The sequence below is a fragment of the Sphingomonas sp. UNC305MFCol5.2 genome (genome assembly GCF_000712135.1).
Lineage (GTDB): Bacteria > Pseudomonadota > Alphaproteobacteria > Sphingomonadales > Sphingomonadaceae > Sphingomonas.
Window position 1 is genome coordinate 462,862 of sequence record NZ_JOOE01000003.1, and the last position, 25,036, is coordinate 487,897.

The 25,036-nt window shown below is 66.4% G+C and carries 21 protein-coding genes; 13 read left to right on the top strand and 8 right to left on the bottom strand.

What is annotated here, in order from left to right; translation table 11 throughout:
• Positions 1 to 90 precede the first annotated feature (90 nt).
• Both tldD and BR78_RS0113925 read right to left on the bottom strand, forming a co-directional pair.
• Complete coding sequence (gene tldD / locus BR78_RS0113920; protein WP_029936784.1) at positions 91 to 1,515, bottom strand: metalloprotease TldD; 1,425 nt, start codon at positions 1,513 to 1,515, stop codon at positions 91 to 93.
• A 19-nt stretch (positions 1,516 to 1,534) separates the two neighbouring features.
• On the bottom strand, positions 1,535 to 1,765 hold the full coding sequence (locus BR78_RS0113925) for a zinc-finger domain-containing protein (RefSeq protein ID WP_029936785.1): 231 nt from the start codon (positions 1,763 to 1,765) through the stop codon (positions 1,535 to 1,537).
• Positions 1,766 to 1,882: 117 nt separating this feature from the next.
• Between BR78_RS0113925 and BR78_RS0113930 the strand changes: the two genes are divergently transcribed.
• Positions 1,883 to 2,803 (top strand): ABC transporter ATP-binding protein, encoded by a 921-nt coding sequence (locus BR78_RS0113930; RefSeq protein ID WP_029936786.1) that lies wholly within the window; start codon positions 1,883 to 1,885, stop codon positions 2,801 to 2,803.
• 52 nt (positions 2,804 to 2,855) lie between these two features.
• Here the strand turns inward: BR78_RS0113930 and BR78_RS0113935 are convergent, their stop codons facing one another.
• Positions 2,856 to 4,034, bottom strand: coding sequence for a PQQ-dependent sugar dehydrogenase (locus BR78_RS0113935; protein ID WP_037566872.1), 1,179 nt, complete (start codon positions 4,032 to 4,034; stop codon positions 2,856 to 2,858).
• Positions 4,035 to 4,349: 315 nt separating this feature from the next.
• Between BR78_RS0113935 and nadB the strand changes: the two genes are divergently transcribed.
• From nadB to BR78_RS0113970, 7 genes are all read left to right on the top strand, one after another.
• Complete coding sequence (nadB, locus tag BR78_RS0113945; RefSeq protein ID WP_029936788.1) at positions 4,350 to 5,939, top strand: L-aspartate oxidase; 1,590 nt, start codon at positions 4,350 to 4,352, stop codon at positions 5,937 to 5,939.
• Positions 5,940 to 5,988: 49 nt separating this feature from the next.
• Positions 5,989 to 6,123, top strand: coding sequence for a hypothetical protein (locus BR78_RS22325; RefSeq protein ID WP_269320212.1), 135 nt, complete (start codon positions 5,989 to 5,991; stop codon positions 6,121 to 6,123).
• A gap of 62 nt (positions 6,124 to 6,185) precedes the next feature.
• Positions 6,186 to 7,274 carry a serine hydrolase gene (locus tag BR78_RS0113950; RefSeq protein WP_051683369.1) on the top strand — a complete coding sequence of 363 codons (1,089 nt, stop codon included), beginning with the start codon at positions 6,186 to 6,188 and terminating at the stop codon, positions 7,272 to 7,274.
• Positions 7,275 to 7,340: 66 nt separating this feature from the next.
• Entirely contained in the window at positions 7,341 to 8,033 is a 693-nt protein-coding gene (locus tag BR78_RS0113955; protein WP_029936790.1) for a 2OG-Fe(II) oxygenase, read from the top strand.
• Positions 8,034 to 8,103: 70 nt separating this feature from the next.
• Entirely contained in the window at positions 8,104 to 8,832 is a 729-nt protein-coding gene (locus BR78_RS0113960; protein WP_197021378.1) for a hypothetical protein, read from the top strand.
• A gap of 67 nt (positions 8,833 to 8,899) precedes the next feature.
• Positions 8,900 to 11,656: a DNA polymerase I gene (gene polA / locus BR78_RS0113965; protein ID WP_029936792.1), complete on the top strand. Its 2,757-nt coding sequence runs from the start codon at positions 8,900 to 8,902 to the stop codon at positions 11,654 to 11,656.
• Entirely contained in the window at positions 11,653 to 13,179 is a 1,527-nt protein-coding gene (locus BR78_RS0113970; protein WP_029936793.1) for a lipopolysaccharide biosynthesis protein, read from the top strand. Before polA ends, BR78_RS0113970 begins: the two co-directional genes overlap by 4 nt.
• Before the next feature lie 20 nt (positions 13,180 to 13,199).
• On the opposite strand, the gene BR78_RS0113975 is transcribed toward BR78_RS0113970, so the two are convergent.
• On the bottom strand, positions 13,200 to 15,347 hold the full coding sequence (locus tag BR78_RS0113975) for a M3 family metallopeptidase (RefSeq protein WP_029936794.1): 2,148 nt from the start codon (positions 15,345 to 15,347) through the stop codon (positions 13,200 to 13,202).
• Positions 15,348 to 15,502: 155 nt separating this feature from the next.
• Here BR78_RS0113975 and BR78_RS0113980 point away from each other — a divergent pair, with 155 nt between their 5' ends.
• From BR78_RS0113980 to BR78_RS0114000, 5 genes are all read left to right on the top strand, one after another.
• Positions 15,503 to 16,249, top strand: a complete 747-nt coding sequence (locus BR78_RS0113980; RefSeq protein ID WP_081855786.1) for an ImuA family protein — start codon at positions 15,503 to 15,505, stop codon at positions 16,247 to 16,249.
• A complete protein-coding gene (locus BR78_RS0113985; RefSeq protein WP_029936796.1) occupies positions 16,167 to 18,026 on the top strand; it encodes a DUF6504 family protein in 1,860 nt (619 codons plus the stop codon). Before BR78_RS0113980 ends, BR78_RS0113985 begins: the two co-directional genes overlap by 83 nt.
• A complete protein-coding gene (locus BR78_RS0113990) occupies positions 18,023 to 21,367 on the top strand; it encodes an error-prone DNA polymerase (protein ID WP_029936797.1) in 3,345 nt (1,114 codons plus the stop codon). The genes BR78_RS0113985 and BR78_RS0113990 overlap by 4 nt, the downstream gene beginning before the upstream one ends.
• 10 nt (positions 21,368 to 21,377) lie before the next feature.
• Positions 21,378 to 21,932: a 2'-5' RNA ligase family protein gene (locus BR78_RS22010; RefSeq protein WP_029936798.1), complete on the top strand. Its 555-nt coding sequence runs from the start codon at positions 21,378 to 21,380 to the stop codon at positions 21,930 to 21,932.
• A 62-nt stretch (positions 21,933 to 21,994) separates the two neighbouring features.
• Entirely contained in the window at positions 21,995 to 22,465 is a 471-nt protein-coding gene (locus BR78_RS0114000) for a VOC family protein (protein WP_051683343.1), read from the top strand.
• Between the two features lie 85 nt (positions 22,466 to 22,550).
• Here BR78_RS0114000 and BR78_RS0114005 read toward each other — a convergent pair whose 3' ends face one another.
• From BR78_RS0114005 to BR78_RS0114020, 4 genes are all read right to left on the bottom strand, one after another.
• Entirely contained in the window at positions 22,551 to 22,964 is a 414-nt protein-coding gene (locus BR78_RS0114005; RefSeq protein WP_025587573.1) for a VOC family protein, read from the bottom strand.
• Positions 22,961 to 23,455, bottom strand: coding sequence for a DUF4437 domain-containing protein (locus tag BR78_RS0114010; protein ID WP_331280246.1), 495 nt, complete (start codon positions 23,453 to 23,455; stop codon positions 22,961 to 22,963). Before BR78_RS0114010 ends, BR78_RS0114005 begins: the two co-directional genes overlap by 4 nt.
• Positions 23,452 to 23,895, bottom strand: coding sequence for a DUF4437 domain-containing protein (locus BR78_RS0114015; RefSeq protein ID WP_025587569.1), 444 nt, complete (start codon positions 23,893 to 23,895; stop codon positions 23,452 to 23,454). The genes BR78_RS0114010 and BR78_RS0114015 overlap by 4 nt, the downstream gene beginning before the upstream one ends.
• Positions 23,896 to 24,034: 139 nt before the next feature.
• Positions 24,035 to 25,027: an AraC family transcriptional regulator gene (locus tag BR78_RS0114020; RefSeq protein ID WP_025587568.1), complete on the bottom strand. Its 993-nt coding sequence runs from the start codon at positions 25,025 to 25,027 to the stop codon at positions 24,035 to 24,037.
• Between the last annotated feature and the right edge of the window lie 9 nt (positions 25,028 to 25,036).

A 25,036-nucleotide genomic window follows, 5' to 3' on the forward strand; every position in this document is an offset into this window, starting at 1 on the left:
TGGCCGCAGGCGCTTCGTTTGTGGAGAGGCCCCCTCCGTCATGCTGCGCATGACACCTCCCCCGCTTCGCGAGAGAGGATTGATTCGGACTCAAGCCGCCGTACCGCCCACCGTAAGCCCCTCGACCAGCAGGCTCGGCTGCCCCACGCCGGCCGGCACCGATTGCCCGCCCTTGCCGCACATGCCGACACCCTCGTCGAGCGCGAAGTCGTTGCCGATGCCGGTGACGCGCGTCAGCACCGAAGGCCCGTCGCCGATCAGCGTCGCGCCCTTGATCGGCGCCCCGAGCTTGCCGTTCTCGATCCGATAGGCCTCGGTGCACGAGAAGACGAACTTGCCCGAGACGATGTCGACCTGCCCGCCGCCGAAGCTCTTGGCGTAGATGCCCTTCTTCACGCGCGACATCAGTTCGGCCGGGTCGTCCTTGCCCCCCTTCATGAAGGTATTGGTCATCCGCGGCATCGGCGCGTGCTGGAAGGATTCGCGGCGGCCGTTGCCGGTCGGCTCGACCCCCATCAGCCGCGCGTTGAGCCGATCCTGCATATAGCCCTTGAGGATGCCGTCCTCGATCAGCACCGTCTCGCGCGTCGGCGTGCCCTCATCGTCGATCGACAGCGAGCCGCGGCGATCGTGGATCGAGCCGTCGTCGACCACGGTGACGCCCGGCGCGGCGACACGCTCGCCGATCCGCCCTGAAAACGCGCTGGTGCCCTTGCGGTTGAAATCGCCTTCGAGCCCGTGGCCCACCGCCTCATGGAGCAGCACGCCCGGCCAGCCGGGGCCGCACAGCACCGTCATGTCGCCCGCCGGCGCGTCCTCGGCATCGAGATTGACCAAAGCCTGCGCCAGCGCCTCGTCGATCGCGCGGTTCCAGGTTTCGGGTTCGAACAGCCGATCGTAGAGCGTGCGCCCGCCCGTGCCGAAGCTGCCGGTTTCGCGGCGGCCTTCCTGTTCGACCACGATCGACACGTTGAGCCGCACCAGCGGCCGCACGTCGGTGGCGATGAAGCCGTCGGGGCGGACGATCTCGACCACGCCCCAGGATCCGGTCAGCCCCACCGAGACCTGCGCCACGCGCGGATCGCGCGCCCGCGCGGCGGCGTCGATCGTCTGGCACAGATTCACCTTGTCGGCGAAGGGGACGAGATCGAGCGGGTCGGCATCGGTGTAGAGATGGCGGTTGTTGCCCTGTGGCGGCGGCGCCTTGCCCGCCTTGCCCGGCTCGATCAGCGCCATGGTTGCGGCCGCGCGCCGGATCGCGGCGGGGCTGATCTCATTGGCGTGCGCGAAGGCCGTGGTCTCGCCCGAGACGGCGCGGAGCCCGAAGCCCGATTGGGTATCGAAGCTCGCGGTCTTCAGCCGGCCGTCGTCGAAGCCGAACGCCTCGGTCTTGCGATATTGGAGATAGAGTTCGCCGTCTTCGGCGCCGGCCAGCGCGTCGGCGGTGAGGCGGGTGGCGGTTTCGGGGTCAAGCTCGCGATACAGGAACGCGCGGGGATCGGACGGAATCGACATGCCCTCCGATATAGGAGCGTCAGACGCTCGCGCCAGCCGGGTGATCGGGCAATCGGCTTTGGTCGGCGCCGTCGGCAGGCCCGCCGATCAGCACGAAGCGGCGGTCGCAATAGCCGCAATCGACATAGCCATGCTCGTCGATCTGCAGGAACACGCGCGGATGGCCCAAGGCGGCAGGCACGCCGGGGCCGCTGCCGTCGCAGGCGACGCGGGCGTGGCTGGTACGGATGGTCTCGGGCGGTGCGATCATGAGTCGCCGATAGCAAGCGGCTGCCGCCTCGACAATTGCTTCGTCACCCCGGCGAAAGCCGGGATAACGGGCTGTGAACGCTTGGCGAGCGCCGCCCCGCAGCCTAGAGCGGCATCCATGACTCAGGCCGCGATCGAGATCGACAATCTCTGCAAGACCTACGCCGGCGGCAAGCGCGCGCTCGACGGCGTGAGCTTCGATGTGCCGCGAGGGACGATCTTCGGACTGCTCGGGCCCAACGGCGCGGGCAAGTCGACGCTGATCAACATTCTCGCGGGGCTGGTCAACAAGACCGAAGGCCGCGCGACGATCTGGGGCTTCGACGTCGACGCGCATCCGCGCAACGCCAAGGCGAGCATCGGCATCGTCAACCAGGAGATCACCTTCGATCCCTTCTTCACGCCGCGCGAGACGCTCGAGATCCAGGCCGGGCTCTACGGCGTGCCCAAGGCGCAGCGCGATCCGATGGGGCTGCTGCGCGCCGTGCATCTCGAGGACAAGGCCGAGGCCTATTCGCGCACGCTCTCGGGCGGCATGAAGCGCCGGCTGATGGTCGCCAAGGCGATGGTCCATTCGCCCCCCGTGCTCGTCCTCGACGAGCCCACCGCGGGCGTCGATGTCGAGCTTCGCCAACAGCTCTGGGCCTATGTCCGCGAGTTGAACGCGCGCGGCGTGACGGTGGTGCTGACCACGCATTATCTCGAGGAAGCCGAGCAGCTCTGCGACCGGATCGCGATCATCAATCACGGCAAGCTGATCGCCAACAAGCCGACCCGCGAGCTGGTCGGGATGGCGCAGGAGAAAGTGGTCGAAGTCACCGTCGACCGCGACGTGCCGGCGCTGCCCGAAAATGCCTGCTTCCAGAAGATCGAATTGAGGGCCGAACGGACGCTGGTGATCACCTACCGGAAAGATCAGGCGAATGCCGGCGAAGTGCTCGGCGCGGTCCAGGGCGGCGGCTACGGCATCGTCGACGTCTCGACGCGCGAAGCCGATCTGGAGGACGTGTTCCTCAACCTGACCCGGGCGGGGGGATAGGACCGCTGCCGAGGGAAGCCGCCGCTTTAGCGATAGCAGCGAGAGCCGTGGCTCAGCGCATTGTCGACGGCACCTTCGGACGCGGCGTCAGTCTCATCAATCGGCCGGCGGCGGGGTCGTCCTTGCCGCCGTCCTCCAGCACCCAGACGGCGCCGTCCGGCCCCTGCTCGACCTCGCGCAAACGGCCGCCGAGCGGGAAACGCTCCGCCTCGCAGATGGTGCGAAAGGCCAAGGTGCACTGGAAGGTGACGCGGATCAGCGCCTTCGAGGTCAGGCCGGCGATCAGCGCCGAGCCTCGCCAATCGGGGAATAGGTCGCCCGAATAGAAGATCATGCTGGTCGGCGAAATGACCGGATTCCAGTATTCTTCCGGTGCGCGGAGATCGGGCCGGGTGTCATGGCCGGGGATGTTGCCGCCCCGATACTCGTCGCCATAGGAGACCAGGGGCCAGCCGTAATTGGCTCCCCTTTCGATTTTCTGGAACTCGTCGCCGCCCCGGGGACCCATCTCGACTTCCCACAATTCACCCTTGGCGTCGAAGGCGATGCCGACCGGGCTGCGGATGCCATAGGCCCACATCTCGGCTGCCAGACCGCCATTTTCGTACAGCGGGTTGCCGGGCGCGGCCTTGCCGTCGGGGGTGAGGCGCAGCACCGAGCCGAGATTGTCGGCATTGTTCTGGGCGGTCTCGGGAGTCCAGCGGTCGCCGGAAGTGACGAACAAATGCTGGCCGTCCGGCGAGAAGGCCATGCGATAGGAATAGTGCCTCTCCTGCGCGACCTTCGGCGACTGCCGCCAGATCACCTCGAAGTTTTCCAATCGCGTGGCGTCGGGATTCAGTCGGCCGCGGCCCATGGCGGCTCCACTGGTGCCGCCGTCGCCGGCCTCTGCCCAGGTCAGATAGATCAGGCGATTCCTGGCGAAATCGGGATGCAGCACGACATCGCCCAGGCCGCCATGGACATTGTAGGTCACCGCCGGCACGCCCGCGATCGCCGGCGAAACCTGCCCGTCCTGCGTCACCACATGCAGCGCGCCGCGCTTCTCCGTCACCAGCATCCGCCCGTCGGGCAGGAAGGCAAGGGCCCAGGGCTCCTGGAGGTCGGCCACCAACTCGGCCTCGAACGGCGGACCGACGTCGATGATGCGCTTCGGCTGCTGCGCGGCGGCAGGGAAGGCGAAGACGGCAGCGGCGATGGCCAGGGCCGAGTTCGAAAGCTTCACGCGCATGCGTTGGATCCCCTCTGGCATGTTCTCGATTGCGTTCTTGATCGGATATTCCGCGCAGACGCGGCTTCCGCTTTCCTCGGATATGAAGGAGCGGCAAGCATATGGGAAGCGGGGCGCGCTCGGCCTCAGCGCCGGTGCCATGCCTTGCCGGGCTCGCCGAGCGCGCAGGCCCCAGCGACGGGCACGCAGAAGACGGCGAGCGCGAGACCGACGAAACCCAGGCTATGGCGGCGCATATCTCTCTCCATTTGCCAGCAACCGCGCTTAGCGCCTAGTCGGGGCCCAACCAGCGGAAGACACACCAGCAAAAGCGATATGGCCGGCGATCCTCACACCAGCGACATCCTCGTCATCGGCTCGGGCGCTGCCGGGCTCACCGCGGCGCTCAACCTCGCGGCGCGCTTCCGGGTCACCGTGCTCGCCAAGGGCGCGCTCAACGAAGGCTCGACTGCCTGGGCGCAGGGCGGGATCGCCGCGGTGCTCGAACCCGGCGATACGTTCGAGAACCATATCGAGGATACGATCGTCGCCGGCGCCGGGCTCAACGATCGCGCCACGGTCGAGATGGTCGTCGAAAACGCGCCGGCCGCGATCGAGCGGCTGGCCAAATTGGGAGTGCCGTTCAACACCGACGGCAATTCGCTCCACCTCACCCGCGAGGGCGGGCACAGCCATCGCCGCATCGTCCATGTCGACGACGCCACCGGCTGGGCGGTGCAGGAGGCGTTGCTCAAGGCGGCGCGCGCCAATCCCAACATCACCCTCGTCCCCGACATGGTGGTGATCGATCTCGCCACCAGCCGGCACGAGGAACGCTATTCGGGCGCCGGCAACGTCTGGGGCGTCTATGCCTTCAACCGTGCCACCAACCGCGTCGAACTCTTCACCGCCAACGCCACCGTGCTCGCCACCGGCGGCGCGGGGCGGACCTATCTCTTCTCGACCGCGCCGCGCGGCGCGACCGGCGACGGCATCGCGATGGCGTGGCGCGCGGGTTGCCGCATCTCCAACATGGAATTCATGCAGTTCCACCCGACTTGCCTCTACAATCTCGAGGTCAAGAACTTCCTGATCACCGAGGCGGTGCGCGGCGAGGGCGGGCAATTGATCAATCCGCAGACCGGCAAGCGCTTCATGCCTTATTACGACAAGCGGCTCGAGCTCGCGCCGCGCGACATCGTCGCCCGCGCGATCGACGCCGAGATCAAGCGCTTCGGGCTCGATTACGTCCATCTCGACATCAGCCATATGGGCGCGGATTTCGTGAAGCAGCACTTCCCGACGATCCATGCCCGGCTGCTCGATCTCGACATCGACATGACCACGGGCCCGATCCCGGTCGTCCCCGCCCAGCATTACACCTGCGGCGGCGTGGTGGTGGATCGCGACGGCCGCACCGATCTGCCCAATCTCTACGCCGCGGGCGAAGTCAGCCAGTCCGGGCTGCACGGCGCCAATCGCCTCGCCTCCAATTCGTTGCTCGAATGCTTCGTGTTCGGCGAGGCGGTGGCGCGTCACATCGCCGCCAATTGGAGCGATCTCGCTCCGCCGCCCGCGATCCGGCCATGGGATGAGAGCCGCGTCACCGATTCCGACGAGGAAGTGGTGATCAAGCAGAACTGGACCGAGATCCGCCGCTTTATGTGGAATTATGTCGGCATCGTCCGCTCGACCAAGCGGCTCGAGCGCGCCGCGCACCGCATCCAGATGCTGCGCGGCGAAGTGAACGACTATTACGGCCATTTCCGCGTGACCGGGGATCTGATCGAGCTGCGCAACCTGCTCGAAAGCGCCGATCTGATCGTCCGCTCGGCGCTCCATCGCAAGGAGAGCCGGGGATTGCATTACACGCTCGATTTTCCGGAAACGCTCGATGTGGCCGTGGATACGATATTGGTGCCCTAGGGGTTCCCCCGATGGCGAAATATCGGGTTCTGCCCTATATTTAAGACGAATGGTGATGCTGGTTTCCGCTCCTTTCACGATTCGTCGCTATCGTTACCGGATTCGTCGCATCGCCGCTGGGCCGGGCTTTGCTGGGAGTCGCGTTCGCCGCATGTTGCATGAGGGCAAGGGGTTGCGTTTGTGAAGAAATTTCTGGGTTTCTCGAAAGTGGAGCGGGCACTGACCGTCGCGGGGCTGGGCCCGGCGATGCTGCTCGGCTGCGCAGTGCACGAGAATACCCAGCTCGCCGCCTATCTGCCCGCGCCGAGCTACAGCGTGCTGGTGCCTTTCCCGGCCGCGGTCGCCGCGCCGGCCAGGCCTCGAGTCCCGGCACCGGCCGAACTCGTCACTTCGCTCGACGGGATCACCCGCAACTTCAACGGGCTGGTCGGCGTGGCCGTGACCAGCATCGACGATGGCTGGACCGCCAGCAACGTCACCGCCAGCCGTCCCTTGCCCCAGCAGAGCGTGAGCAAGCTCTGGGTGACGATGACCGTGCTCGATGCAGTCGATCGCGGCGAGATCCGCCTCGATGACCCGCTGACCATCACGCGCGCCGATTTCACTTTGTTCCACCAGCCGGTCGCCGCGCTGGTGAAGGGCGATGTCGGCTACACCACCACCGTCGCCGAGATCATGCGCCGCGCGATGCAGATGAGCGACAACACCTGCAACGACAAGTTGCTGCGCCTCGTCGGCGGCCCGCAGGCGGTGCGCGACTTCATCGCCCGCAAGCAATTGGGCACGATCCGCTTCGGCCCGGGCGAGAAATTGCTCCAGGCCGGCACTGCCGGGCTCGCATGGAAGCCCGAATATTCGGTGGGCAATGCCTTTGCCGTCGCCCGCTCGAGGCTTTCGCCTGCGGTCCGGCTCGCCGCTTATGAGGCCTATGTGAAGGATCCGCCCGACGGCGCGGCGCCGGCTTCGATCGCCGATGCGCTCGCCCGGCTGTATCGCGGCGAATTGCTCTCGGCGAATTCCACCGCGTGGCTGCTCGCCACGATGGACGGGGCGAAGACCGGCAAGGCGCGCGTGCGCGGCGCGGTCCCGCCGGGCTGGCTCTATGGGCACAAGACCGGCACCGGCCAGGATCTCGGCGGCCGCACCGCGGGCTTCAACGATGTCGGCATCCTCACCGCGCCCGACGGCCGCTCCTACGCCATCGCAGTGATGATCGGCGACACGTCGCGCCCGATCCGCGAGCGCCAGCTGCTGATGCAGGCGGTGGCGAGCGCGATCGTCGCGCATCACCGGCCTTCCGGCTCGATGATGGCGGGCGGCCGCCCCTCGCGCTGAACGGCGGCCGAGTTCGGGCGCAAGCAGCGGGGCGCGCTGCGGACGGCGCAGGGCTAGTCCCGCCGCATGACCGACGACATCGACTGGACCGCCGCCGCCGAGGCGCTCGACACCAATGGCTGGGCGGTGCTGCCCCGGCTGCTCGACCCGACCGCCTGCGACAGGTTGGCGGCGCTCTACGACGCCCCCGAACATTTCCGCAGCCACGTGATCATGGCCCGCCACGGCTTCGGCCGCGGCGAATATCGCTATTTCGCCTACCCCTTGCCCGATCCGGTGCAGGATCTGCGCACTCGGCTCTATCCGCCGCTCGCCGGGATCGCCAATCGCTGGCACGCCCGCATGGGACTCGAACGCCGCTTCCCCGCCGCCCATGCCGACTGGCTCGCCGAATGCCATGCCGCTGGACAGACGCGACCGACGCCGCTGCTGCTCCGCTACGGCCCCGGCGATTATAATTGTCTCCATCAGGACCTGTACGGAGACCACGTCTTCCCGTTGCAGGTAGCCGCTTTGCTCTCCGAGCCGGGGCGCGACTTCGCCGGCGGCGAATTCGTCCTCACCGAACAGCGTCCGCGGATGCAATCGCGCGCCGCGGTGGTCCCACTCACGCAGGGTGACACGGTGGTGTTCGCAGTCAACCAGCGCCCGGTACGCGGCAGCAGAGGCGATTATCGCGTGACGATGCGCCACGGCGTGAGCGCGGTTCACATCGGAAAGCGCCACACACTGGGGATCATCTTCCATGACGCGACGTAAACCAACACTTGTATCGCTATCGTCACAATTCTAGCGTGAATATATCTTACCTCACGCAGGGAGAAGATCGATGGGCGATACCCCGAATTTCATCAACGAGTCCAACGACACCAATAATAGCGAGGTCGTCATCTTCGAAAGCGAGGCCGCATCGTCCGCCGCGTCGGAAAGCAATGCTTTGCCCAGCATCAAGCTCAATTTCATCAACCTTTCGAACGACGTGAACAATAGCGAGGTTGTCATCTTCGCGAAGAACGCGGCGACGAACTTCGACGAGCTCGCGATCGCCTGGACGGTGATCAAAAATTGCGGCCAGGGCGACAATCACCCCTTCACGTATCCGATGGCCCAGACGATCAGCGCGAGCGACAGCTGGGGCAATTATACGGCGCAGCAGAGCGCGCCGCTCGGCCAGCGGTTCGCGATGGTGCTCGCTTCCTCGGGCGACCAATTGATCCCGCAGGGCCCGGCGACATCGCCGCAGCAGATCGAGCTGCTCAACGGCCTGTCCCAAGGCTCGGTGAATGCGCAGATCTACAAGGACGGCAGATTGTTCGCGGTCAAGACCAACCTCGCGCCCCAGCAGAAGGCGGTGTTCACGTTCAAGCCGACGATCTGGATCGGCGTGGCATCGCAGATCGAGCCGGGTGACGTGATCGATTCGGCCATCATCTCGGAAATCAACACCGAGATCTCGCTGCTCGGCATCGTCAGCGCGGACATCGTGATGACCGGCGGCGGCGCGGGGCCCAATGCCACGCCCTTCGTCTTCACGCTGCAGAATGTCGTGATGGCCTGAACCGGCGGCGGGCGGGACGGCCGCTTGGGGCTTTGTTCCGCTCGCTCGCTCGGCTATCTCCGCGGCGATGCCCCATCTCTATCTCGTCGACGGCTCCGGCTATATCTTCCGCGCCTATCACCGGCTGCCGCCGCTCACCAACAAGCATGGCGAGCCGGTCGGCGCGGTCTATGGCTATACGACGATGCTGTGGAAGCTCGTCGACGAGCTCAACAAGGCCGACGGGCCGACGCATATGGCGGTGATCCTCGACAAGAGCGAGCACACCTTCCGCAACGAGATGTACGACCAGTACAAGGCGCACCGCCCCCCCGCGCCCGAGGATCTCGTCCCCCAGTTCCCGATGATCCGCGACGCCACCCGCGCTTTCTCGCTGCCGTGCATCGAGGAATTGGGCTGGGAAGCCGACGATCTGATCGCGAGCTATACCAAGGCGGCGCTGGCGCAGGGCTGGTCGGTGACGATCGTCAGCTCCGACAAGGATCTGATGCAGCTGATGACCGATCCCTCGGTCGACATGCTCGATACGATGAACAATCGCCGGCTCAGGCCGAAGGACACCGAGGAAAAGTTCGGCGTCGGCCCGGAGAAGCTCGGCGAAGTCCTCGCGCTGATGGGCGACAGCGTCGACAATGTGCCCGGCGTGAAGGGCATCGGCCCGAAGACCGCCGCGAAGCTGATCCAGGAATTCGGGACGGTCGAGGGAGTGCTCGAAGCGGCACCGACGATGAAGCCCTCGAAGATGCGCGACAATCTGATCGAGCATGCCGAGATGGCGCGGCTCTCCCGAAAACTGGTCGAACTCGCCTGCGACGTGCCTTTGCCCGATCCGCTCGACGAACTGGAGCTCAAGGGCATCCCCGATGCGCCGCTCCGCGCATTCCTCGAGCATCACGGCTTCCGCACCTTGCTCAACCGGCTCTCGGCGGTGGCGGATGCGCCGGTCGAGCATCACGAAGTGCCGGGGCTGGAGGAAGACCCGCCCTGCGATCACGACGCCTATGAAACCGTCGTCACCGAAGCGGACCTCGACCGCTGGATCGCCGAGGCGACGCATCAGGGCTGGGTCGCAATCGACACCGAGACCACCGGAGTCGATGCCACCCGTGCCGAGCTGGTGGGCGTGAGCATGGCGCTCCAGCCCAACAAGGCGTGCTATATTCCGATCGCGCACGGCGGCAGCGACATGTTCGCCGAGAAACCCGCCCAGCTCGATCGCGCGACAATGCTCGCCAAGCTGAAGCCGCTGTTCGAAGACCCGGCGGTGCTCAAGATCGGGCACAATCTGAAATACGACATGATCGTGCTGGGACGCTGCGGGATAGACGTCGCGCCCTATGACGATTCGATCGTGATGAGCTTCGATCTCGATGCCGGCCTGCACGGACACGGCATGGACGAGCTAGCCGCGACGCATTTGTCGCACAGCTGCATTGCCTATAAGGACGTGGTCGGCACGGGGAAGAACCAGCTCGGCTTCCACGAAGTCGATCTCAAGGCGGCAACGCGCTACGCCGCCGAGGACGCCGATGTGACGCTCAGGCTGTGGCGGCGGTTCAAGCCGCGGCTCGCTTATGAGAGCGCGACGCGCGTCTACGAGATGGTCGACCGGCCTTTGGTCTCGGTGATCGCAGGGATGGAGCGCGCCGGCGTCAAGGTCGATGCCGCGGTGCTTTCGCGGCTCTCGGACGAATTCTCCAGGCAGATCGCGGCGCTCGAGGAGGAAATCCACGCCATCGCCGGGTTCAAGTTCACCATCGGCAGCCCCAAGCAACTGGGCGACGTGCTGTTCGACAAGATGGGGATCAAGGGCGGCCGCAAGGGCAAGTCGGGCGTCTATTCGACCGACGTCAACGAGCTCGAGCGGATCGCGGCGGACAAGGATTCTCCCGGCCGCGAGATGGTGGCCAAGGTGCTCGACTGGCGTCAGCTCACCAAGCTGAAGTCGACTTATACCGACGCGCTCCAGGCGCAGATCAATCCCGAGACCGGGCGGGTCCACACCAGCTACAGCCTCACCGGCGCGCAGACCGGGCGGCTCTCCTCGACCGACCCCAACCTCCAGAACATCCCGATCCGCACCGAGACGGGCCGCCAGATCCGCGACGCCTTCGTCGCGGAGCCAGGCAACGTCATCCTCGCCGCCGATTATTCGCAGATCGAACTCCGCCTCGCCGCGCACATCGCCGACGTGCCCGCTCTGCGCACCGCGTTCGAAAATGGCGACGACATCCACAACATGACCGCGATGGAGCTGTTCGGCGAAGTCAATCGCGACACGCGGGGGCGGGCCAAGACGATCAACTTCGCCATCCTCTACGGCATCTCGCGCTGGGGGCTGGCGGGGCGTCTCGACGTCACTCCCGACGAGGCGCAGGCGATGATCAACCGCTATTTCGAGCGGTTTCCCGGCATCAACCGCTACATCGCCGATACGCTCAACGAAGCCAAGGCGCGCGGCTACACCACGACCCTGTTCGGCCGGAAGACGCATTTCCCGCGGCTCAAATCGCCCAACCCCAACGAGCGCGGCGGCAGCGAGCGCGCCGCGATCAACGCGCCGATCCAGGGCACCAGCGCCGACATCATCAAGCGCGCGATGGCGCGGATGGGGCCGGCGCTCATCGAGGCGGGGCTGCCGAACGTGCGCATGCTGATGCAGGTGCACGACGAGCTCGTCTTCGAGCTGCCGGAAGGCGATGTGGAACGCGCAAAGCCCGTGATCGAACGCGTGATGGCCACCGCCGCCGAGCCCGCGATCAAGCTCACCGTCCCGCTCGGCGTCGAGATCGGAGTGGGCCCGAGCTGGGGCGCGGCGCATTGAGCGAATCCGCGCCCGCCCCCGCGGCCGACGACATCAACGCGCTCGCCAAGGGCGGACGAACCAATATCCTCGGCTTCATCCTCCGCCTCGCCGCGCGCCTCCCCTTCCTGTTCATCGCCGGGCGCGCCTACGGGCCGGACATCGTCGGGCGCTATGCGATCGCGGTGCTGGTGATCGAAGTCGCCGCCTTGCTCGCCACCCTCGGGCTCAAGCGCGGGCTCGCCCAGGCGCTTGCCTCCACCGATCGGCCGCACGCGCATGTCGTCTGGGACGGGGTACTGGTGGCATGCGGGGCCTCGGCGATCGCCAGCGCGGTGCTCATCGCCTTTCCGCAGGTGATGTATCCCAACAGCCATGTGATGGGGCTCGAGCGCCTGCTGCCACTGGTGGTGTTCGCCGTCGCGGTGTCGGACGTCACGCTCGCGGCTCTGGCCTATCGCCACAATATCCGCGCCTCGGTGACTGCGCGCGCGATCATCGAGCCGTGGACGATCAGCATCGCGGCGTGGGGCTTTTCGTACGTCTCGTCGCGCGACGGGCTGATGTACGCCTATGTCCTGTCGATGCTCGCCGCGCTCGCGGCGTCGGTACTACCCTTTGTCCGCGAATACGGCATGCCGCGCGGATGGCACCCGCGGCTGGCCGATATCCTCGCGCTGGCCCGCCGGAATGCCCCGCTGGCGGGCGCCGACGCGATCGAATGGGGGACGCGCAATGTCGATCGCTTCATTCTCGCGCTTCTGTTCAGCCCTGCGGTGGTCGGCATCTATTACATGGCGCAGCAGGTCGCCTCGATCCCGCAGCGGCTGAAGTCGAGCTTCGATCCGATCCTCGCGCCGGTCGTCACCAACAGCCTTGCCGACAACGACCGCAAGGCCGTCGCCAAGCAAGTGCGCCAGGTCGGCTTCTGGATCGTCAGCGCGCAGGCCGCCTGCCTCGTCGTCTTCGGTATCCCGGCCGAAGGCGTGATGGGGCTGATCGGCCCCGAATTCGTCGTCGGCGCGGGCGCGATGTGCATCCTGCTCGTCGCCGAAGTGCTCGCCTCGACCGGGGCGGTCTGCGAGACCGGCCTGATCTACGTCGCGCGCCACCGCAATCTGATGATCTCGCTCGCGGTGCTGTCGCTCCAGATCGCGCTCAGCTTCGTCTTCGTGTTCGTCGCGCGCGCGCAGGGCTGGTCGGAGCCGGTCCAGGCCGCCGGCCCGGCCGCGGCGCTCGCGCTTTCGCTGACGATCGGATCGGCGGTGAAGGCGATCATGCTCCGCCGCCTGCTCGGCGCGTCGGTGGTGAGCATCCGGCCGGCCTTTTTCGTCGCGATCGGCGCGGCCGCCTTGGTCGGCGCGGCCTTCACTTCGCTGCCGCGCCACTACGAATGGGCCGAGCTCAGCCTCGGCATGCCGGCGATCCTCGTGACTTTCCTGTTCGTGATGATCAAGTTCGGCTTCAGCCCCGAAGATCGCGCCTTGTTCCGCAAAGTCCCCGCGGATGCGGAACCGACGCTACCGGTGACGGAGAAGCTCTAGCCTCCCCGCCCGGTGCGGAATCACTCCACCGGAAATCCCCGCCGCTTGAACAGTGCCTTCACATCCGGATCGCGCCCGCGGAACGCGCGATAAGCGAGCTTGCGGTCGGTCTCGTTGCCGGTCGACAGCAACGTGATCCGGAAGCGATCGGCGGTCGCCTTGTCCCAGACATTGCCGGTCTCCTCGAACGCCGCCCAGGTGTCGGCGTCCATCGTCTCGGACCAGAGATACGAATAATAGCCCGCCGAATAAGCGTCGCTCGAGAACAGGTGATTGAACTGCGGAAGCCGGTGCCGCAGCGCGATTTCCTTCGGCATGTCGAGCGCCTTCAACGCGTCGCGCTCGAACGCGGCGACATCGGTCACCGGCACTTCGCGGTCGTGGAGCTGCATGTCGACGATCGCATCGGCGAGATATTCGACCGTGTCGAACCCCTGGTTGAAGGTCGACGATTTCTCGATCTTGTCGACCAAAGCCTGCGGCATCGGCGCACCGGTCTTGTAGTGCTTCGCGAACTTGTCGAGCACGTCGCGGGTGAGCAGCCAGTTCTCGTTGACCTGGCTCGGATACTCGACGAAATCGCGCGGCGTGCCCGCCAGCCCCGGATAAGTGACGTTCTGGAGCAGGCTGTGGATCGCGTGGCCGAATTCGTGGAACAGAGTCGTCGCGTCGTCGAGGCTGATCAGCGTCGGCTCACCCGCGCCGCCCTTGACGAAATTATTGTTGTTCGACGCCAGCGTGTTGCGATGGCCGCCCAGCTCCTGCTGCCCACGGTAGCGCGTCGCCCAGGCGCCGGACCTTTTGCCCGACCGCGCATAGCCGTCGAAATAGAAGATCCCGATATTGCGGCCAGTCGCGCTGTCGGTGACTTCGAAGGTGCGCACCGCGGGATCGAAGACCGGCACGTCCTTCACTTCCCTGAAGCTAAGGCCATAGAGCCGGCCCGCGGCGTAGAAGGCGCCCTGCAGGATGTTGCCCAGCTCGAGATACGGCTTCACTTCATTCTCATCCAGGTCGTACTTCGCCTTGCGCACCTTCTCGGCATAGAAGCGATAGTCCCAGGGCTCGATCGTGATCCCGGCGCCCGCTTTGTCGGCCAGCGCCTGCATGTCGGCGACTTCTTGCGTGACGCGCGCGCGGGCGGCGGGCCATACCGACAGCATCAGCTTCATCGCATTGGCCGGAGTCTCGGCCATCGTATCGTCCATCCGGTACAGCGCATGGTTCTTGAAGCCGAGCAGCACCGCGCGCTGCTGACGCAGCTTGAGGATCTCGGCGATCACGGCCTTGGTATCGTTGACGTCTCCATTGTCGCCGCGGCCGATGAACGCGCGCCAGACCTTTTCGCGGAGCGCCCGGTCGGTCGAATTGGTCAGGAACGGCGAGACCGAGGAACGCGTGTTCACCACCGCCCATTTGCCGGGCAGATTGCGTTCCTCCGCCGCGGCCTTGAGCGAAGCCCTGAAGCTGTCGGGCAGACCGGCGAGCTGCGCTTCCGAATCGAGCACGATCCAGGTCTCCTCGTCGGCGAGGACGCGCCGGGAGAAGTCGCTGAACTGCGTGGCGAGCGCCTGATTGAGGCGCGTGACCTCGGCGCGCTGCGCGTCGGTCAGCGCGGCGCCGCGCCGCACGAAGCTGCGATAGGTACGTTCGAGCAGCCGGAGCTGCTGCGCGTCGAGCTTCTGCGAGGCGCGGCTGTCATAAGCGCCTTTCACGCGGGCGAAGAGCTTGGGATCGAGGAACAATTCGTCGTAGAACGCCGTGAGCTTCGGGCTCCACTCCTTGTCGATCGCCTGCACTTCCTTGGTCGCGAGGTTGCTGGTGTAGACGCCCCACATCGACTGAACCCGATCCATCGTATCGCCGGCGAGCTGCATCGGCACGATCACGGTTTCGAAGCTCGGCTTGGTCTTCGCATCGCGGATCGCGTGGATCTCGGTGCGCAACGTCGCCATCGACGCCTCGAATGCGGGCGGGAACAGCGCCGGCTTGACCAGTTGCCAGGGCGGCACCCCACCATAAGGGCCGGGCCAGGGCTCGAGCAAAGGCGCGGGATCGATCGCGGCGGCAGCGGGTGCGGTCTGGGTCTGCGGCATGGCGGCTCCGAAGGCGGGAATGGCGGCAAGCACCGTCGAGGCGATCAACGCGAGACGCAGCTTTTGGGTCATGGAAATCGGGCCCCCCGGAGACGTGCTTTAGGATGGCAGGACACTAGGGGGCGATAGAGCGCGAAGGCAACAGCGCTGGCGGGTTGACTCTTTGTTCCATTGGAACAGAATAGGAACATTCTTGTTCCCGAGTCGTGAGGTGCCGCTGCAGCCCGATGCCAGATCCCGCCGTCCTTGCCCAGCTTCGCGAGCAATTGCGCGCGATGGAGACCCAAGGTTTCCGTCGCCGGCCGGTGCTGCCGTTCGGGATGCAGGCGCTCGATTCGCGGCTGGCCAATGGCGGGCTGAGGCTCGACGCGCTGCACGAGATCGCCGCCGCATCGAGCGACATGGCCGAGGATTGCGCAGCCACTTTGTTCATGGCGGGAATCGCCGCGCGCGCCTGGGGCCCGGTTTTGTGGGTGGTGCGGCGGCGCGACCTGTTCGCGCCGGGCCTGTCGCAAGTGGGGCTCGACCATAAGCGCCTGATCTATGCCGAAGCGCGCGACGATGCCGAATTGCTCGCGGTGATGGAGGAAGGCCTGCGCCATCGCGGGCTCGGCGCGGTGATCGGCGAAGTGAAGCGCGCCGACATGACTGCGAGCCGCCGGCTCCAGCTCGCTGCCGAAGGCGGGCGCACGATCGCATTGCTGATGCGGCGACATGCGCGCGAAGGCAGTGATCCGCTGAGCGCGACCTCGGCGGCGGTGACGCGCTGGCGCGTGGGCTGCGCGCCCTCGACGCCGCTGCCGGTGGAAGGTGTGGGACGCGCGCGCTGGCAATTGGCGCTGGTGCGCCAGAAAGGCGGCGAGCCCTTCGAGATGCAAGTGGAGGCATGCGATGCAACGGGTCGCTGCGCTCTTCCTGCCAATGTGGCCGATCGAAAGGCTGCGGCGGGCGGAGCGGCACGCCGCGCCGCCTGAGCCGCGCGCGTCCCTGGCTGCCGAGGAGCAACCCGCCCGTTCGGTGCCGCGCGGCGGCGGCTGGCGCCCCGGCGCGCGCTGGGCGCGCGAGGACCAGCTCGGCCATGTCGCGCTGCCGCCGGATGGCGACCACTCCCAATTCCTCCCCGAGCCCGCTCGGGGAGGGGGACCAACGCGCAGCGATGGTGGAGGGGCCGCCGCGGCACGCGGCGGTAAACCGCCGCGCCCCTCCACCACCGGCTATGGCGGCGGTCCCCCTCCCCGAGACAAGCTCGGGGAGGAATTGGCACCTCTCATCACAAGCATCCGCGACGGCAATCGCGTCGTCATCGCCGCCGCTTGCCCGCAGGCGCGCGCGCTCGGACTCGCACCCGGCATGGCGCTCGCCCAGGCGCGCGCGCAGATCGCCGGGCTCGACATCCGCGATGCCGACCCGGAAGGCGACCAGGTGCATCTCGCCAGCCTCGCAATCGCGCTGGCCCGGCGCTGGACCCCGACCGTGGCGATCGAAGGCGACGATACTCTGTTCCTCGACCTGACCGGCGTCGCGCACCTCCACGGCGGCGAAGCGGCGATGGCGACCCGCCTGCGCCACATGCTCGCCCGCTTCGGCTACACCGCCCGCATCGCCATCGCCGACACCCCTGGCGCGGCCTGGGCGCTGGCGCATTTCCACCAGCCGACGCTTTGTCCTTCGGGCCAGCATGCCGAAGCGATCGCCCCGCTTCCCATCGAGGCATTGCGCATCGATCCCGCAGCGGTCGAATTGCTCCATCGCCTCGGCGTCACGCGCATCGCCCAGCTCGCGGCAATGCCCCGCGCACCGCTGGTCCGCCGTTTCGGCGCCGGCCTCGCCATGCGCCTCGAACGGGCACTGGGCCGCCTCCCCGAACCGCTCCACCCCGTCGTCCCGCCCGAGCCGATCACCGTTGCACAGCGCTTCGCCGAACCGATCGCGACGCCCGAGGCGATCGAGCATTGGCTGGGCATGCTCGTCCCGCGCCTTACCGCTGCGCTCGAAGCCAGGGGGCTTGGCGCGCTCCGCATCGAGCTGATCGCCGATCGTGTCGACGGCGTGCCCCAGCGCATCCGCGTCGGCCTCGCCCGTGCCAACCGGGATCCTCTTCATTTGCTTAGACTTTTCACGCGGCGGATCGAACAAATCGAACCCGGCTTCGGCATCGACGCGATGGCGCTTCACTTGCGTCGTTCAAGCCCGCTCGGGGCTGAACCAGTGACTGAACGGCTGGACGAAGAAGCCGCCCCCGACCTCGCGCCGTTGGTCGACACGCTGGCCACCCGCATCGGCCTGTCCGCGATGTGGCGCAGCCGTCCGGTCGAGAGCGATGTGCCCGAACGTTCGGTGGCACGGATGGCCGTACTCGATCCGCCGGCACGTCCCGGCGCGCGTACCAGGATCGACGATATCGGCCAGCTCGATCGTAGCCCGATGCTCCACCCCTGGCATCCCGAATGGCCCAAGCCGGCGCGGCTGCTCGCCCGCCCCGAGCGGCTCGACCACGTCATGGCCGAGCTCCCCGATCATGCCCCGCGCCGCTTCACCTGGCGCGGCCATGCCCACCGCGTGATCCGTGCCGACGGGCCCGAGCGCATCCATGGCGAATGGTGGAAGCGCGATGCCGAGCGGGCGAGCGTACGCGACTATTTCCGCGTCGAGGACGAAGCCGGGCGCCGCTACTGGCTGTTCCGTTCGGGCGACGGCGAACGCGCCGTGACCGGCGACCTCAGCTGGTATCTCCACGGCGTATTCGGATGAGTTACGCCGAACTCCAGGTGACGACGCATTTCTCGTTCCTGCGCGGTGCGTCTTCCCCCGAGGAGCTGTTCCGCCAGGCGGCTCTGCTCGGGCTTCCCGCATTGGGCATCGTCGATCGCAATTCGGTAGGCGGTGTGGTCCGCTCGCTGGTCGCAGCGGAGCAGTTTTCCGCGCTCGGCGTGAATATCCGAATGATTGCCGGGTGCCGGCTCGACCTTGTCGACGGCAGCTCGGTGCTCGTCTGGCCCGAGGATCGCGCGGCCTGGGCACGGCTCACGCGGTTGCTCACGCTCGGCAAGTCGCGCGCCGACTCCCAACATGGCGAGAAGGGCCAATGCTTCCTCCATTGGGAGGATCTCGCCGAATCCGCGGAAGGACTGGTCGGCGCGCTGGTGCCGGGTCTCGCCGATCCCGGCGACCCCTTGTCACTGCGCTGGATGACGGACGTGTTCGGGACACGCGGCCATGTCTGCCTGACCCAGCATCGCCGGCCCGGCGACGCGATGCGGCTCCACCGGCTGGACGAAGCCGCCCGACGCTTCGGGCTCACTCCGCTCGCCACCGGCGACATACTCTACGACACGCCCGATCGCCGCATGCTGCAGGACGTCGTCACGGCGATCCGCGAGAAGTGCACGATCGACGAACTCGGCTTCCGCCGCGAACGCAATGCCGATCGGCATCTCAAATCGCCCGAGGAGATGGCGCGGCGCTTCCGCGACTATCCCGAAGCCTTGCACGCGAGCCTCGCGATCGCAGAACGCTGCACCTTCTCGCTGCGCCAGCTCGAGCATCAATATCCCGAGGAGACCGTCATCCACGGACGCACCGCGCAGGAGGCGCTGAGCGCGCTGGCGTGGAACGGGCTCAAGCACAGGTTCGCCGGCAAGCCTTCCAAAGCGCATCAGGACCTGCTGACGCACGAGCTCGGGCTCGTCGAAAAGATGGGCTACGCGCCCTATTTCCTCACGGTCAATTCGATCGTCCAGTTCGCGCTCAGCCAGCATATCCTCTGCCAGGGACGGGGAAGCGCGGCCAATTCGGTAATCTGCTTCGCGCTCGGCATCACTTCGATCGACCCGATCAAGCACCAGCTGCTGTTCGAGCGCTTCATCTCGACCGAACGCAAGGAGCCGCCCGACATCGACGTCGATTTCGAGCATGAGCGGCGCGAGGAAGTGATCCAGTGGATCTACGAAAATTATGGCCATGACCATGCCGCACTCACTGCAGTGGTCAGCCGCTTCCGCTCACGCGGGGCGCTGCGCGAAGTGGGCAAGGCACTGGGCCTGCCCGAGGATCTGACCGCGGCGCTTTCCTCGCAGGTCTGGGGGTGGTCGAACGACGTCGACGACAAGCATGCCGACGCACTCAATCTCGACCGCACCGACCCGCGGCTCGCGCTGACCCTGCAACTCGCGCGCGAGCTGATCGGCACGCCGCGTCATCTGTCGCAGCACCCGGGCGGTTTCGTACTGACCCGCGACAAGCTGCACGACCTGATTCCGGTCGAACCCGCGGCGATGGTCGATCGCCGCGTGGTCGAATGGGAAAAGCTCGATATCGAGGAGCTCGGCTTCATGAAGGTCGACATTCTCGGCCTCGGCATGCTCGGCTGCATGCGGCGCACCTTCGATCTGCTCGCCCGGCACAAGGCGACTCATCTCACGCTCGCCTCGCCGCTCATGCAGGACGAGGATCCGCTGACCTTCGAGATGATCCAGCAGGCCGATACGCTCGGCGTCTTCCAGATCGAGAGCCGCGCGCAGATGTCGATGCTGCCGCGGATGAAGCCCGACTGCTTCTATGACATCGCGATCCAGGTCGCGATCGTCCGCCCGGGACCCATTCAGGGCAATATGGTCCACCCTTATCTCAAGCGTCGGCAGAATCCCGAGTTGGTCGATTATCCCTCGCCGGCGCTCAAGGGAGTGCTGAAGAAGACGCTGGGCGTGCCGCTGTTCCAGGAACAGGCGATGCAGGTCGCGATCATCGGCGCGGGCTTCACGCCGAGCGAGGCGGATCGGCTGCGCCGCGCAATGGCGACCTTCAAATCGAGCGGCGAAATCGGCGAATTTCGACCCAAGCTGATCAACGGCATGCTGGAGCGCGACATCAGCCTCGAATTCGCCGAGCGACTCGTCGCGCAGATCGAAGGCTTCAGCAATTACGGCTTCCCCGAGAGCCACGCCGCCAGCTTCGCCAAGATCGCTTATGCGTCGAGCTGGATGAAATGCCATCATCCGGACGTGTTCTGCACGGCGTTGCTCAATGCGCAGCCGATGGGATTCTATGCCCCCGCGCAGATCATCCGCGATGCGCGGGCGCACGGCGTCGAGGCGCGGCCGGTGTGCATCAACGATAGCGACTGGGATACGCGGATGGTGCCCGAGGGCGTCCACATGCGGCCACGGCATTCGGCTTTCTGCGGGACTGACGAGGACTGGGAGAGCCTTCAACCGGTCCGGCTCGGCATGCGGATCGTGCAGGGGCTGTCACAGGAAGATGCGAACCAGATATTGGACGCACGTGCCCGCGCGCCGTTCGTCTCGATCGAGGATGTCTGGCGGCGCTCGGGCGTCAAGCCGGCGGCGCTCGAACGGCTGGCGCGTGCCGATGCCTTTCAGGCACTGGGGCATAATCGACGGCAGGCTTTGTGGGCGATCAAGGGGCTCGGCCAGAAGCCGCTCGACCTGTTCAGCGCCGCGGATGCGCGCGAGGGCCAGACCGTGCCCGAGGCCATGGAACCGCAAGTCGCATTGGTGCCGCTGACCCAGGGCCGCGAAGTGGTCGAGGATTACCGCGCGACCCAGCTCAGCCTGCGCGCGCATCCGGTGACCTTTCTGCGCGAACGGCTGGCGGCGCGGCGGATCGCGAAATGCGCGGATCTGATGGAGATGAAGGACGGCGCGCGCATCGAAGTCGCGGGCCTGATCCTCGTCCGCCAGCGCCCGGGCAGCGCCAAGGGCGTGGTGTTCGTGACGCTCGAGGACGAGACCGGCATCGCCAATGCCGTGCTCTGGGCCGATCGGTTCGAGGCGAACCGGCGCACGGTGATGTCCGCGACGATGCTGGCGATCCGCGGCAAGGTGCAGCGCGAGGGGATCGTGATCCACCTCGTCGCCGAGGCGATCACCGATCTCACGCCGTGGCTGCGCGAAGTGGGCGAACTCGAATTGCCGAACATGACCATGCCCGGCGACGGCGCGACGCATGGCGGGACGATCGACCCGCGCGACCGGCTCGAACTGCCGCGCCAGCGCGCGCTCGAAAGCTGGCCGCCGCGCCGCAGCCTCAAGGCGCCCGACCTGATCCCGGTGCGCTCGCGCGACTTCCACTAGGAGAATGACGATGATGATCCCGCCCCTCGGGAAACAGACGCCCGGCCAAATGCGCCGCGACGACCAGCTGCTCTATCTGATGATCAAGCCCTATGCCGGGCAGGCGGCGGCGATGGACGGTCTGCGCCGAACGCATGGCCTGTCGCGCAAGTATGCAGTCGACCGCATCCACATGACATTGGTGCCGTTCGGAGACATCCGGACGATCTCGCCACAGAATCTCGATCTGATCCACCGTGCCGCCGCGTCGCTGCAGGCCGAGCCTTTCCAGGTCACGCTCGACCGGATCAAAGGCAATGCCCTTGTCGGCAGCAGGATGCAGGCCGTGCGCGATTTCCAGCGATCGCTGGTGACGCGACTCGAAGCGTTCGGAGTCGACCTTCCGGACTATGCATTCAATCCGCACGCATCGCTCACCTACGAGGAATGGAAGCCGCGCAACACGCCGGTTTCGCCGATCCGCTGGCAAGTCCGGCAACTCCTGCTGATCAACAGCGTCCACGGCAAGGGCCATCAACTGCTCGACAGCTGGCCGCTCGAACCAAGGCAGGGATCGCTCTTCTAGACCTTTGGTCCTACTTCCGCTGGCGCACTGGGATGATAGGCTCGGCGAAGAGGAGATACCGAATGAATCTGCGCGCACTGCTCATCGCTGCCTTGTTTCTCCCGCTCGCCGCGCCGGCCCTGGCACAGGACACGCCCGCGCCGGTCGCGCGGCTCGACCATGTCGCGATCTGGTCGGCGGACATGCAGAAGAGCATCGATTTCTATCACGCCGTGTTCGGCCTGACCGAGTTCCCCTCGCCCTTCCCGCCGGGCGGTCCGCGCTGGATGCATCTGGCCAATGGCGTCGAATTGCATATCCAGCCCGGGCGCATCGAACCCGTCACCCAGCCGCGCCGCGTCCACATGGCGATCGCGCTCGCCAGCATCGATCCGGTGATGGCGTGGCTCAAGGCGCACGGGCAGGGCTGGAGCGACATCGCCGGCACGCCGGGCGCGATCAACGCCACGCGTACCGACGGCGTCCGCCAGATCTTCCTGCAGGACCCCGACGGCTATTGGATCGAAGTCAATGATGCGCTGAAGAAGCGTTAGGGGTTTGGTCCCGGCGATCGACGGTGCATCGTCGGCGCAAGCCTGGATGCACCATTGGTGGGACAAATTCTGCGCCCGATCAGGTCTAATGCATCCAGGGTGCATAGGAGATGCCGACGATGACTCCTTCCATTGTGAGGAGCCGGGCGACGGTCTGGCCCCAGGGTTCCGTGCGCGCGCCGTGCAACAGCGCATAGCCTTTTGCCTCGAGCTCCTCCGCGGCGGCGGCGACGCTGTCCAGGTCTTCGACTTCGAATTCGATACAGGCTTGCGGCACCGGCCGATCCGCCGGCCAATCGCGGCTGCCGAAACAGGCTTCGGCCGCCTGCGAGAGCGGCCATACGCCGAAATGCCTGCTGCCGCCGATATGCTCGCTGAAATAATAGTCGTCGCCCTCGTGGCGCTCGAGCGGCAATCCCAGCGTGTCGATGAAGAGTTTTCGGCTCTGCGCCGGATCGGGCGCGACGATCGCCATACTCGAGATGAACAGGATCTTCATGGGGCGCTCCGTTCCGCGGCTCGGCCATCGCCATCGGGCCAGATGATGTCGGCGCGGGCATATTGGAACAGGAAAAGGACACAGGGTTCCTCGCTGACACACCGGTCGATGTGCATTTCCCCGCCCGCCTGGCGGACATAGGATCCCGGAAGCAGGCGCTTGTCACGGCCTTCGCCGCCCGGCCCTTCGTGGATCCAGACCCCCTTGACCAGCACGCCGTGAAAATCGCCGCTATGGGCGTGGAGGCGAGAATCGAAGCCAGGCGGCAAACGCACCAACTCGCCGAAACCGCCGTCTGCTTGCCGGTTCCCCCACAGCTCACCGATCATGATCGGAAGATTCGGAGTCTGCCGCTGCCAGCGCATCGCGTCCGCGGCGACGCTCAGGCTACGGGACACCGGCTCCCGGTCTTGCGACCTGGCCGCGATGGGCACCCCGATCGCGAGCAAGGCGAGCGATCCCATCGCAAGGCGCCATTTTCCCGCAATCATCGCGGCCTCGGAGGATATTCGGTGACGTAGGGCTGCTTGTTGAACAGGAAGATGGTGCAAGGCACGACGGATACACAGGCATCCTCATGCAGCTGGGTCTTCACCTGCGTCCAATGGGCGCCGCTTTCCAGGTGGATGCCGCGCCCCTCTCCGGTGGACGGCACCCAATGTTCCCAGCTGCCCTGGACGACGACTGCCCAATAATCGGCGGTGTGCGAGTGGAGGCCGGATCGGAAGCCGGGCGGGGTGCGCAGCAATGTGCCGGCTTCACCTTCCGCGCGATCGCCCCAGAGCGCGCCGAGTTGAACCGGCGCCCCGGCTTCTCCCGCCCAGGGCACCTTGTCGGCGGGCAGATAGCGATTGCCAGGCGTCGTGCGCTCCTGAGCGAGCGTCGTGGACGATCCGGTCAGCGCGATGAGCAAACAGATACCCCATTTCATCCTCGTCTCCCTTTGGACCTGCGTTGCTCGTATGGGCGATCCGCGATCGGCCGCAGGCACACATGCTGATCCGCCGAGCAGGAGCTGGCTATGGCAGGAACACCTGAACTCTTGGCCGTTTGTCGCGCTTCGGATGCGCTCAGATGCGCTCCGAATTCCGGACCGCGCCCGGCGATACGCCGAGGAAGCGCTTGAATGCCCGGCTGAAGGACGCATCGGATTCATATCCGAGCTCCGAGGCGATCTGGGACAGCGGCATATATCCGTTTCGCAACCATGAGGCCGCCAGCCGAAGGCGCCATTGCAGGAGATAGCGTGCCGGCGACACCGACAGCAGGCTCTTGAATCGTTGCGAAAATCTCGAACGCGACAGCCCGGCCAGGACCGCCAGGCGATCGACCGTCCAGTTTTCCCCGGGAGAGCGGTGGATCCTCGCCAGCGCGGCGCCGATCTGCGGATCCCGCACGGCAGCCAGCCAGCCGGTCAGTTCGGTGGAACGCATCTCGACCCAGCTCCTGATCACCTGCGTCATGACGATATCGGCGAGGCGCGCCATGACCGTCGCGGAACCGATCCTCTGTCCCTCCACCTCGCGCGCCATGATCGCGAGGAGACTGGTGAGATCGGCATCGTCGTGGTCGGCGCTGCGGATGTGCATCACGTGCGGGAGCAGCTCCAGCAGCGGATTTGCGGTGGGACCCTCGAAGCCGATCGTACAGCACACGATCAGGGATCGCGCACCCCCACCGCCGGATTTCAGCCTGTACGTCCCGTTGCCGACCAGCTCCGGCCCGGCATCCGCAAGCGGCAATGGCCGCCGCCGCGGCGCATCCGACATGATGTGCTCCGTTCCGTGGGGAAGGAGGAGCACGTCGCCCTTTTCGAGCAGGAGCGGCGGCAAGCTCTCCGCCTGGATCCAGCACCGGCCGTCGATGACGGCGTGAAAGCGCACCCCTTCCCTGAACGGCACGGCGATGCCCCACGGCGCCGTCAGTTCGCTGCGCCCATAGCTCGCATGGGCGAGGCGCAGGTCACGCAATACTTCGCTCAGCAGATCATTGTCGGACGGCCTGTGGCAGATCGATTCGCTTCCAAGACCAGGCCGGTCGCCGGATCCCAGCGAATCGTTCATGTGCCTTCC